The 11563-nt window shown below is 61.6% G+C and carries 8 protein-coding genes; 5 read left to right on the top strand and 3 right to left on the bottom strand.

Going from position 1 to position 11563, the window contains the following annotated elements:
- Positions 1 to 318 precede the first annotated feature (318 nt).
- The 5 genes from THSYN_RS07245 (at position 319) to THSYN_RS07225 (ending at position 6959) form a co-directional block, all read left to right on the top strand.
- Entirely contained in the window at positions 319 to 3741 is a 3423-nt protein-coding gene (locus THSYN_RS07245) for a S8 family serine peptidase (protein WP_100918542.1), read from the top strand.
- A 2-nt stretch (positions 3742 to 3743) separates the two neighbouring features.
- Positions 3744 to 4475: a class I SAM-dependent methyltransferase gene (locus tag THSYN_RS07240; RefSeq protein ID WP_100918541.1), complete on the top strand. Its 732-nt coding sequence runs from the start codon at positions 3744 to 3746 to the stop codon at positions 4473 to 4475.
- A 49-nt stretch (positions 4476 to 4524) separates the two neighbouring features.
- Positions 4525 to 5496, top strand: a complete 972-nt coding sequence (locus THSYN_RS07235; RefSeq protein WP_100918540.1) for a glycosyltransferase family 2 protein — start codon at positions 4525 to 4527, stop codon at positions 5494 to 5496.
- Positions 5489 to 6058 (top strand): class I SAM-dependent methyltransferase, encoded by a 570-nt coding sequence (locus tag THSYN_RS07230; RefSeq protein ID WP_100918539.1) that lies wholly within the window; start codon positions 5489 to 5491, stop codon positions 6056 to 6058. The genes THSYN_RS07235 and THSYN_RS07230 overlap by 8 nt, the downstream gene beginning before the upstream one ends.
- A 217-nt stretch (positions 6059 to 6275) precedes the next feature.
- The gene (locus THSYN_RS07225) at positions 6276 to 6959 is read left to right on the top strand and encodes a hypothetical protein (protein ID WP_157817510.1); all 684 of its coding nucleotides are present in this window, start codon (positions 6276 to 6278) and stop codon (positions 6957 to 6959) included.
- Positions 6960 to 7069: 110 nt separating this feature from the next.
- Here the strand turns inward: THSYN_RS07225 and THSYN_RS07220 are convergent, their stop codons facing one another.
- From THSYN_RS07220 to asnB, 3 genes are all read right to left on the bottom strand, one after another.
- Positions 7070 to 8611 carry a hypothetical protein gene (locus THSYN_RS07220; RefSeq protein ID WP_157817509.1) on the bottom strand — a complete coding sequence of 514 codons (1542 nt, stop codon included), beginning with the start codon at positions 8609 to 8611 and terminating at the stop codon, positions 7070 to 7072.
- A gap of 106 nt (positions 8612 to 8717) precedes the next feature.
- The gene (locus THSYN_RS07215) at positions 8718 to 9692 is read right to left on the bottom strand and encodes a hypothetical protein (protein ID WP_100918536.1); all 975 of its coding nucleotides are present in this window, start codon (positions 9690 to 9692) and stop codon (positions 8718 to 8720) included.
- Between the two features lie 9 nt (positions 9693 to 9701).
- A complete protein-coding gene (asnB, locus tag THSYN_RS07210) occupies positions 9702 to 11504 on the bottom strand; it encodes an asparagine synthase (glutamine-hydrolyzing) (RefSeq protein WP_236848811.1) in 1803 nt (600 codons plus the stop codon).
- Positions 11505 to 11563 lie beyond the last annotated feature (59 nt).

The following is an 11563-nucleotide window of genomic DNA, read 5'->3' as shown; positions in this document are numbered from 1 at the left end:
CGGTGCCTTGCCCTGGGCGGGTATGTCGCGCCCCTTTCGGGCTCAGCCGATGCGCAGTTTCACGCGCGAGGTCGTGGATTAAGTTCAACACAATCCACCGCGCCGGTGGGCGAGGATGCCCCTGGAGAACTGCCCCGGTGAGCTACTTGTACCAAGCACACCGGAAAGCGGACGAGGCCTGCGCCGACCAGTCACGCGGATCGACAATCAATGCCTGTCCAAGCATGATGGCTTCTTCGCAGTATTTGCGATTTTGGCACGCTAAGATTGACAGTAGCCCGGCGGCAGCCCGCCCCGGTCCCCGCGGCGAAATCCACCATGCCCCAGTTCAATAGTCGGCTGATTTTCCTGTCGTTTACCCTCCTGTGCGGGCTTCTCTGCGTGGTCGGAGGACCGGCCTGCGGCGCCGCGACCGCGGATGCCTTAGGCACCGCGGGCATCCAGGCGGCCGCGCTCGACCGGCTCGAGGCCAAGGCCGAACTCGGCGGCGCACTCCCGGTCATCGTGCGACTGCGCACGGAGACCCTGCCGGCGGTTGAACCGCCAACCGACCTCGGCGGCAACCCGGCGCGCGCCCAGCGCAAGCTCGGCGACCGCGCCCGGCTCATCGCCCGCGCCCAGGACCGCCTCGCCGCCGCCGTTGCCGGCCACCCCGTGCGCATCAATCGCTACCGCTACCTGCCGCTCGCCGCCATGCAGGCCGACCGCGCCACCATCCGCCGCCTGCGTGCCCTGCCGGACGTCCTGAGCGTCACCGAAGACCGCCCCCACGCACCCCTGCTCAACACCAGCGTCCCGCACATCGGCGGCAACCTCGCCTACAACCAGGGTTGGACCGGCGCCGGCCAGGCCGTCGCGGTTATCGACACCGGCGTGCAGACCAGCCACCCCTACTTCGCCGACCGTGTGCTCCACGACGCCGAGGCCTGCTACTCCGGCGCCTACCAGGCCTCCCTCACGACCCTGTGTCCCAACCTGCCGGCGGACTGTCCGGAGGTCCTGATCAGCAACGGCGGGTATCCGGGCCACACCGCCTGCGGCCCCGGCGCCGGGGTCCAATGCACCGGACACGGCTCCTGCTATCACGGCACCCACGTCTCCGGAATCGTCCTGAGCGGCGACAGCACCTACCGCGGGGTCGCCCCCGGCGCGAACCTGATCCCGATCCAGGTCTTCGTCATTGAGGGTGGCAACCTGTGGGCCTACGACTCTGACATCATCGCCGGGCTGGAGCACGTCCTGCGCCTCAGTCAGGCCGGGACCCCGATCGCCGCCGTCAACATGAGTCTGGGCGGTGACAACTACACCAGCGCCCGCGAGTGTAACCTCTACGCGGCCCCCACCAAGACCGCCATCGACGCCCTGCGCGCCGGCGGCATCGCCACCGTCGTCGCCGCCGGCAACAGCGGTGTGCGAACCGCCATCTCCACCCCCGGGTGCATCTCCAGTGCCGTCAGCGTCGGCGCCACCTATGACGACGACGGCATCGCCTATTTCTCCAACCTGGCCCCGGCACTCACCGTCTTTGCTCCCGGCTATAGCGTCTTCTCATCGGTGCCGACCAACGCCGTCGGCGGCGCCAGCGGCACCTCCATGGCCACTCCCCATGTGGCCGGCGCCATCGCCGTCCTGCGCGAAAAGGCCGCGCAGACCCTGCTCACTCCCAGTGTCGACAACCTGGTTGCGGCCTTGCGCCTGTCCGGCACCCCCATCATCGACGGCACCAACACCTATAGCACCCCGCGCATTCAACTTGACCAGGCGCTCGGCCTGATCACGGCGGACCAGTTGCCGTTGGAGTTGATCCTGGACAGCGAGACGACCCCGTCGGCCGTCAGCGTTGTCAGCGGTACCTTCGCCAGCGTGACCGACAGCAACGCCTATGGTGGCAGCGCACTGCGCGGGACCAGCGTCAGTCAGGCCAACGGCCTGCGCTTCACGCCCGACCTCAGTCCGGGACACTACGCGATCTCCGTCTGGTGGCCCGCCTTGAGCGGTAATACCGATCAAGCGCAACTGAGCGTCCGCCATAGCGGCGGAACCTGGCAGGTCGCACTCGATCAGCAGCAACTCGGCGCGCGTTGGAATGACCTGGGCACCTTCCACCTCGGCAGCGGGGCACAGGCGCCCCTGGTCGAGATCGCCGGCACCGGCGGGGCCTTGGCCGTGCTGGCGGATGCAGTGCGGCTTACGCGGGTATGGAACCCGGCACCGCCGAGTATCGCTGTCACGGAACTCCCGGGCGCCTACGTGGGCGAAGCTTATTCCACGCAGCTTGCGTTCAGCGGTGGCGTCGTGCCCTTGACCTGGAGCATCGCCGCCGGCGCGCTGCCGGCTGGACTTACGCTGGACAGCGCCACCGGGACCATCGGCGGGGTTCCGCAGGCTATCGCTGTCCAGTCAGTGACCGCGCATTTCAGCGTCAGGCTGGCCGATCCGGACGGCAATGAATCAATCGCCGCATTCAACCTGGTCGTCGCGGATCGTGGCGCCTTCCTTTACGCCAAGATCAATTTTCAACCAGCAACGGCAGCGGTTCCGCCTGACTATCTGGCCGACACCGGAGCACCTTTCGGAACCCGTGCGAATGGCTTGACCTACGGCTGGAACCTCGACACCACGGCCAGCACCCGTGATCGCAACAGTGCCAATGCCCCGGACCAGCGCTACGACACCCTGAACTACGCCAGGACCGGCACCGAGAAGTGGGAATTGCAGGTGCCCAACGGCGTTTATGACGTGCGCGTGGCAGCGGGCGACCCCCAATACTACGGACAGGTTCTACCGCGCCATTACCACTATCTGGTCGAAGGCGTTACCGCCTTGGACGCCGTGCCCAACGCAGCGCAGCGCTTCGCTGAGGGAACGGTCACGGTTACCGTCACGGACGGCCGGTTGACCCTCGGCAACGGGGCCAATGCCCTGGACAACTGCCTGCTCTTCGTCGAGGTTGCCGTGCATACGGCGGTCAACCTACCGCCAAGCGTCACCTTGACGGCACCCTCTGCCGGGGCCTCGTTCGAGCGCGGCACCACGATCACGCTCGCGGCGGATGCCGGCGACGCCGATGGCACGGTCGCCAAGGTGGTATTCTTCGCCGACGGTACACCACTCGGCGAGGATACGGGCGCCCCCTATGAGTTCATCTGGACCGCGACCGCGACCGGCACCCACACCATCCAGGCCGCAGCGACAGACAACGCCGGGGCCAGCACGACCTCTGCGGCAGTGACGGTCGAAGTCATCGCACCCGTCGTACCCGTCGTACCCCCGCTCGCGATCAAGGTGAACTTCCAGCCGGCCTCCGCGGCGTTGCCGACCGGCTATCTGGTCGACGCCGGGGCGCCTTACGGAGATCGCGGCAACGGGGCGAACTACGGCTGGAACATGGACACCGCCGTCAACACCCGCGACCGCAACAACCCCGTCGCCCCGGATCAACGTTACGACACCCTCAACTATGCGCGAACCGGTACTGAACGTTGGGAACTCGAGGTACCGAACGGGGTCTATCAGGTGCGCGTGGCCGCTGGTGATCCGTCCTATTACGGACAGGTCGCCCCGCGCCGCTACCACTATCTGGTCGAAGGCGTTACGGTGATGGACAGCGTGCCCAGCGAACAACAGCGTTTCTCGGAAGCCCCGGCCACGGTCACGGTTACGGATGGCCGCTTGACCCTGAGCAACGGCGCCAATGCCAAGGACAACTGCCTGCTCTTCATCGAGGTCACGGCGCAATAAGGATGCACAGACTGAAGAACGGCTACATCACACTGGTGCGGATGCTGCGCCGGCCGGCGCAGCGGCTCGGTCTCCTCGCGGCGTTGGAACGGCAGCAAACGCGGCGCATCGCCCGCTGGGGGCGCAGCCTCTTTGCCATTTACGATATCGACGATATGGTGGCCATCGACTTGCCATGGTGGTGCCTCAAGGCAGTGGCACGCGTCGATGCCTTCCTGGCCGCCAGGCCGGACGCGCGGGTCTTTGAGTACGGCAGCGGCGCAAGTAGTGTATGGCTCGCGCGGCGCGCGGCAACCCTTGTCAGCGTCGAGCACGACCTGGCGTGGCACCAGGTCGTCGCCGCTCAGCTCGCAAACTATGCCAACGCACGCCTTATCCTCGCCCCGCCCGAGGCCCATCCCCACCCAGAGCAAGGGCGCTACGGGTCCCGCAAGGCCGGATGGCGCGACCAAACCTTCCACGACTATGTCCATGCGATCGATCGCGAGCAAGGGCCGTTCGACCTCATCGTGATCGACGGCCGCTCCCGGCCCGCCTGCCTTGAAGCCGCCGCCAGGCGCTTGAAGCCGGATGGACTGATCGTCTTTGACAACTCGGGCCGTTCCCACTATCAGCAGGCCATCCGCAATTCGGGCCTACAGCATCGCCACTACCGGGGGTTGACCGCCTGCTTGCCTTACCCAGACACCACCAGTCTGCTCAGGGTTGGCCGTTCGGGTGGAGGCGCCGAATGACGACTCGGCAACGACGGTATCTCAGGCCTGCCAGGACGATCATCGCGTCGTGAAACTCATCATTCAGATACCCTGTTTTAATGAAGCCGAGACGCTGGTTGCCGCCCTCGCCGACTTGCCGCGCACGGTGCCTGGCTTCACCTCGGTGGAATGGCTCATCATCGACGACGGCAGCACGGACGATACGGCGCGCGTCGCCCGTCAACTGGGTGCGGATCACGTCGTGCGGCATACCCGCAACCAAGGTCTGGCCCGCGCCTTCATGACCGGCCTCGACGCCTGCCTGCGCCTGGGCGCCGACGTCATCGTGAATACCGATGCCGACAACCAATATCACGCGGGGGACATACCGCGCCTGACCCAGCCCATCCTGGAGCACCGCGCCGAGTTCGTCGTCGGCGCACGCCCCATCGAGACCATCGCCCACTTCTCCCCGCTCAAGAAGCTGCTGCAACGACTCGGCAGTTGGGTCGTGCGTGCCGCGAGCAACACCGATATCCCAGACGCGCCCAGCGGCTTTCGTGCCATCAGTCGCACGGCCGCCCAGCGTCTCATGGTCTTCAACGACTATACCTATACCCTGGAGACCATCATCCAGGCGGGGCAGAAGAATATGGCGATCGCCTCGGTGCCGATCCGGGTCAACCCCGACCTGCGACCGTCGCGCCTGATGAAGAGCATCCCCTCGTACATCAAGCACAGCATCACCACGATCGCCCGCATCTTCATCATCTACCGGCCATTCCGGTTTTTCGGCACCACCGCCGCCGTCCTGTTCGGCATCGGCCTTGTCATCGGGTTGCGTTTTCTCCGGGCGTACCTCGGCGGCGACGGCGAAGGCCATGTGCAGTCCCTGATTCTGGCTGCCCTACTGCTGGGTATGGGCTTTCAGGCACTGTTGATCGCATTCGTGGCCGACCTATTGGCAGCCAACCGCAAACTGTTGGAGGACATCCGCTTCAAGACCGCCCTCTTGACGCAAGACCAGACCCGCGATCCACAAGGCAATGACAATGGCTGACCAAGGAGCCGAAGGACTATTATCGCCCTTCCTGAGAAACCGGCGGATTGCTGCCGCACGGCCCTATCTGGAGGGCAGGGTCCTGGATTTCGGCTGCGGCGCCGGCGCCTTGGCCGCCTGGATCGCACCCAGCCGCTACGTCGGCATCGACATCGATGCCGAATCCCTGCAACGAGCACGCGCGGAGTTTCCACAACACCGGTTCCTTGCCGCCCTGCCGGAGCCTGCCGAACGCTTCGACTCTGTCATCACCCTGGCGGTAATCGAACACGTCCGGGACCCCGTCGCCCTACTTCGTCTGCTCTCCGGCCACCTGACCGAGACCCAGACCGCACGCTTGGTTCTCACCACGCCGCACCCATCCGTCGACTGGGTTCATCATGTAGGCGCAACCGTTGGATTGTTCTCACGTCACGCCAGCGAGGAGCACGAGGGCCTGTTGGATAGGGCAGCGCTCACTCAGGCGGGCGTCAAGGCCGGCTTGACGCTCGTTTGTTACCGGCGGTTCCTCTTCGGGGCAAATCAACTGGCCGTATTCCAGCGGCTTCGGCAAGTCGACTGAATCCTCATCGTCGATCATCTCCCAGCCCGCCGCCATCGTGCACCGGACTCTGAGGCGCAACCTGCATTGGGTCGGCAGCGCCTTGGCGCTCGCGGGAGTCGGGTTCGTCGCCCAAAGGCTCAGCCATTATGCAGCCGCGGCCGACTTCAGCCGCTTCAGCGCAACCAGTTGGCTTTTCGTCTCCGGGTCTTGCCTGGCATACGCCCTTGCGGGGCTCATGCTCGCCTATGGCTGGCGGAACCTGCTCAGCCACTTGGGCACCACCATTTCCCCCAAGGCGGCGGTTGGCATCTATGGCGTAGCGCAACTCGCAAAATACGTTCCAGGCAACGTCCTGCATCTGGCTGGCCGGCAGGCATTGGGGATAGCGGCGGGCATACCCGGCTGGACCTTGGCCAAATCCGCGGTCTGGGAACTCGCCCTTATCGCCACCGCGGCAGCAGGATTCGGGCTTTTGACGCTCCCGTTGCTCGATCCGGCGTGTTCAATGGCCCTGAGCCTGGGCGCCTTCGCCGCCCTGATCGGTCTGGCGGCGGCCCTCGCCCACCACCTCATCGATCCACGAGTCGCACGCGCATTCGCCTGGTACACCGGATTTCTGGGGGTTTCCGGACTGCTATTCGCCGCCCTGCTAACAATCGTCGCGGACACAGCGATGGACGGTTCCGTGCCCTGGCTGCCGGTGTGCGGAGCCTATGTCCTTGCCTGGCTTAGCGGCCTGGTGACGCCGGGGGCACCGGCCGGCATTGGCGTGCGGGAACTCACCTTGTTATTTTTGCTCAAGGGTCTGGTGAGCGAAGCGGACTTGACCCTGACGGTACTGCTCGCGCGAATCGTTACCGTGGTGGGCGACCTGTTCTTCTATGTATTGGCCCGCTTCACCGTCGCCCGACCCATGTGATCACCCAGGTCCGCGCTCCGCGGCTGCCACGTCATCACGGTGGCGTCCCGCAATCGAAAACGCGCCGCGGTATCGCGCACGCAGGCGGACTCACCAGGCCCCGCCTCAGTTCACCCGCGCTGCTTCGTCCAATGGGAAAACGCCCCGCAGACGATCAGGGCCAACGAAACCAACATGATTGGAATCGCGGGCGCTGCATATCTAGGAATGTTGTGCGACAACAGCGCATAGAATCCAAGCATAGCCAGCGGCACCACAGTCATTGCCAGGAGATCGTAGCGTCGATGCGCCACAGCGTAGCCGAATACGCACAAAAGCGACAGATACGCAAATGCATTGATGACATTTACGGCGTAAGCTTGATAGCCCCAGAGTTGATACGGAAGCGGGTCCTCGCGGAAACACCAGATGCCGCGCCATAGAAAGAGGGGAGTCATCGCCAGATGTCGCCCCGGTGCATCGAATATCATCCGCTCCGCCTGCCGCTGCACGACACCGTCCGCCGCGTGTTTGGGATCCGGCAATCCCATCGCTTCAAAGCGTTTGACCCACGCGATGTTCACCGCTCGCGCGTGCCAATAAAAAGACACCGCCCCTTCAGGCTTTCCGGCCAAGGCGGCTTCTTTGTCCCCTCCCAGCCGGTACCGATTAACCCGTTCAAATCTTCCCCCAACAGCAAAGTCCCCGTCGCTTGCACCAAGCGGCGTGCCGCGCACCAGTCGCTGATACAGGCGTGGACCCCAATACCAGTTGGCCCCGACAGCCTCGTCCGAAGTCATCTGATCCTTCAGGGCACGAACGTACAAGGTAAGCCCGCCCCGCTCGGCGATCTCGAAACGGTCCAGTTGCACTTGGTTTCGCGCCATCCAGGGCAGAACAACGATTATAAAGCCGATACAGAACAGTGCGATAGATCCCCAACGGGTCGGAGCTTTCAAATCACGGCGGACCACGACATAGTAGGCTATCAGTAGCGGCAGCAAGGCGGCGAACACAAAAAGAAACGCCGCTTTCGTCAACGCCAGCAACCCGAGCAAAAGCCCCGACAACGCGGGCGGCAGGACCCGACTGCTGCGGGTGAGCCACACCATTGTCATCCCGGTCCAGAGCATCAAGACAGCCGCCGGCACTTCCGTGTACAGAGAGTCATTGAATACTCGAATATTCAGTGGATCATTCGTTGTCCGTACACTGAAGAAAAACAAATAGGCCGCCACCACCACAAGCATGGCCACACGGTGGCTGCCACAGACGCTATAGGCTAGCACCCAGCAACCGCTCAGGCCGAGCAAGATCCAGATTACATTGACCTGCTTGACGCAACGGGCACCCTCACCATGCGCGATACCGTGGTCTTCCAATACGCCATCACGCGCTAACTGCGGACCCAAATCGGGATAGAGCGCAATGAACAAGGCGGTCACAAATGGCGGCAACGGCTCCCGCAAGTTCGACGCCTTAAACGGCGCCTGCGAATCCAGCGAAAGGATTCCGTTAGCATACAGATTGTAGGCCATCTTGAGATTTTGTCGACTATCTCCGTCGGTTGGATGACCCGTAATGTGGGTGTGGGCATGATAGGAGAGCAGCAGGCACACAATGGCAGCGAATCCCCAAGCAAACGGGGCAGCGATGTGTTGGGGCTCTTTCATACCATGTTCCATATTCGTCGACACAAATCGCAGCGCTAATCAAGCGTCAGATCAGCAGTAAGGTAGGCGCCACGGACTGGATCGCCGCGCGACGCAAATGGACACGTCATCGCTCCAGTCGTTGTCCCGCAAGCCGAAGCAATGCACCAAATGCGGCGACGCTGCCGCGAATAGCGCCGCGTTCCCTGATGCGCCCAACAGTCTTCGCGAGCCATGACCGCTGAACCCTCTCCGGCTTGGTACCGGATTCCGATAAGGCGGGCAGATGGTCCCAGACCGCCCCATCAGGTGTGGGATAGAGTGATCGTATATCAGAAAAGAAACGAGGGAACATTTTCACGAACCCGTCACTGTCAACAATCGGCTGCTTCTCTGCAAGGCCCAAGGATTGCATCGCACAAGCGGCTTGATCCTCGTAGCGGCGAACGTCGATAGTCAGCGCTTCCTGCATGAGCAGACCATCCCAGATGCCTTTCAAGATGACCAAGAAATCGTCGTCCCTCGGCAATAGCCGTGAACACCGAGCGATCACGTTTGGCAACAACTCGGAGTGCTTTCTTGCATGCACGAGTGACTTACGATACAAGTCCGCATAATATTGCTCGAAATCGTGAACCCCAACGAGGCTAGGCACCACCCTAGACGGATACCCCAATTCCACCATCTGCGTGATCGTATGAAACTCCGGGCGGATTTGTGCGCCCGCGGCGGGGATATGTTCCAAGGCCAGCGGCAGCAACTCAGTACGGTAAATCCGGTGCCCGGCTTGCCGATAGATACCAGTGATCTTGTCGAAAACTTTTCCCTCTATTTGGAAGAAATGGGATGGCATCTGCTCGGCGAGACCCAGGAGCCGGCGAACCGCAGTGTCCGCCAGAAGCACATCAGCGTCCAAAGTCATGGTCCATTTCCTGCCGACACGTATTGCCTCTTCATAGCAGGCACGGAGCGCCACCTCGAAAGGAATCTCGTTCACCACTGTAACTTCATTTTCAACTAATCCGGAAACGATGGCGAGTTTCTTGGCAACAGATGCCGTACGCTCTCCGGTAGTCCGGATGACGAGGTGGATGTCATTCAAAATATTTTCCTAGCGTGCTATCAACTGATGCGCAAACAAAGTGATTGACTCTGAGTCCCCCTCGATCCAGCGCCTGGCCCACAATTCACCGCTAATCAAAAGCAATTGCCTTCCGGCGTCCATTGTGGCGAAATGCCCTTCGAGGTAGCCCGGGTCGATAAGGCCGCGCGACACCATGCTGCCAGACAACAGATATTTCAGCCCAAGTTTTTTTAGGCCCGTGTTTAACCAAGTCGGCAACGGGCTACTGAACCCCTTTTTTCTCGCTGTCTTCATCGCCGGGGGGAAATGGCTGCTCATCGCGGTCTTTAAGAGGGCCTTGCGCTCGGACTGGTGATAGACAAGATTGTGGTCAATACTGAAGGCGGCCTCGACCAGTTCGACGTCCAACAATGGCACCCGCACTTCCAAACCGCACGCCATACTCATGCGATCCACTTTAGTCAGGCAATGATCGACAAGAAAGCAATGGAAATCAAAGATCTGAGCAGTTAATACAGGGGGCACATTAGGCATCCAGGCGCTATTTAGGGGCAGGTAGATGAAATCAGGATCGTCGGTTCCAACCCCTTTTCCCAACAGCCCCTGTTGCTCACGATAGCCGAACGATCCGTTGTAGGGAAAGAACAGCCTAACCGCTCGCTCGCGCCGTCTACGGCGGTGTCCGAAGGGCCAATAGATGTGCCGTAACCCGTCCCTATCGTACCCTTGATTCATTGCGTCACGGAATGCATCGTACCAAAGGTATCCGGCAAACAGCTCGTCGGCCCCATCGCCACCGAGGACCACCTTAATTCCGTGCGACCGCGCAAGGCGAGAGACTGCAAAGTACGGAAACAGGCTATTAAGATGAAATGGCTCATCCATCGCTGCAACAATATCCGGCACCAAAGCGCACGCAGCTTCATAGGTCAGTGTCTGTTGGTGGTGGTCCGTATGCAGGTAGTCCGCAACCAAGCGAGCGTAAGGTGATTCGTCGCTTTCCTCTTCGTTAAAGCCGATAGAAAAACTTGCCAACGGTGATTCGGACTGCTGCGCGAGGATCGACGTGATGATTGTCGAGTCGACGCCGCCACTCAACAAGGTGCCGATCGGAACATCACTGATTGCCTGCAGCAGAACGCCTTCTTCAATCTTCTCCCGCACCAGTTCTACCGCTGTAGGAGAGTCGAAGACGACCGGGTCGTAACGCAATTGCCAATATTGCTGGATATCAATTCTCCCGTCCCTGAGAAAAAGCCAGTAACCCGGCCTCAGCTTCTCGATGCCGCGAAAAATACAGTACTCGCGAGGCACATTGCCGTACGCCAAGAATAGCGCGAAGGCCGAACTGTCGACCGTTGGTCTGAAGGTCTCTGCCGCAAGGATGGCTCGCGGCTGGGATGCGAATGCAAACGAACAATGTGAGCGATGAAAATAGAGCGGTTTTACACCGATCTGATCGCGGGCAAGAAATAGAGCATGCTTTCGGCAATCATAGATTGCGAAGGCGAAAATCCCTCTCAGCCGGAGCACGCATTGCTTACCCCATTCCTCGTAGGCGTGGATGATGGTTTCGGAGTCGCTATGAGAACGGAAGCGATGTCCGCGTTGTTCCAGCTCCTTTCTCAACACTTGATAATTGTAGATTTCACCATTAAAGACGAGCCAGAGTGAAGCATCCTCATTACACATCGGCTGATCGCCGGAGGCGGACAGATCGATAATTGCCAGGCGTCGATGGCCGAGCATTAGGCGGCCGTCATCGAGGGAAACAGTGCCTTGGCCATCCGGGCCGCGGGCGGCAAGGGACTCTGTCATGCGGTCGAACATCTGAACGTTGACCGGTGCCGAACTGTCCCATGTGCCCACGATCCCACACATAATACGCA

It is taken from the genome of Candidatus Thiodictyon syntrophicum, assembly GCF_002813775.1.
Taxonomy (GTDB): domain Bacteria; phylum Pseudomonadota; class Gammaproteobacteria; order Chromatiales; family Chromatiaceae; genus Thiodictyon; species Thiodictyon syntrophicum.
This window is presented reverse-complemented; position numbering and strand designations above follow the sequence as displayed.

Excerpts from the sequence above, each read along its gene's own strand:
- THSYN_RS07225 (WP_157817510.1), top strand. The coding sequence starts at position 6,276 with ATGCTCGCCTATGGCTGGCGGAACCTGCTCAGCCACTTGGGCACCACC.
- THSYN_RS07245 (WP_100918542.1), top strand. The coding sequence starts at position 319 with ATGCCCCAGTTCAATAGTCGGCTGATTTTCCTGTCGTTTACCCTCCTG.
- THSYN_RS07230 (WP_100918539.1), top strand. The coding sequence starts at position 5,489 with ATGGCTGACCAAGGAGCCGAAGGACTATTATCGCCCTTCCTGAGAAAC.
- THSYN_RS07220 (WP_157817509.1), bottom strand. The coding sequence starts at position 8,611 with ATGAAAGAGCCCCAACACATCGCTGCCCCGTTTGCTTGGGGATTCGCT.
- THSYN_RS07240 (WP_100918541.1), top strand. The coding sequence starts at position 3,744 with ATGCACAGACTGAAGAACGGCTACATCACACTGGTGCGGATGCTGCGC.
- asnB (WP_236848811.1), bottom strand. The coding sequence starts at position 11,504 with ATGTTCGACCGCATGACAGAGTCCCTTGCCGCCCGCGGCCCGGATGGC.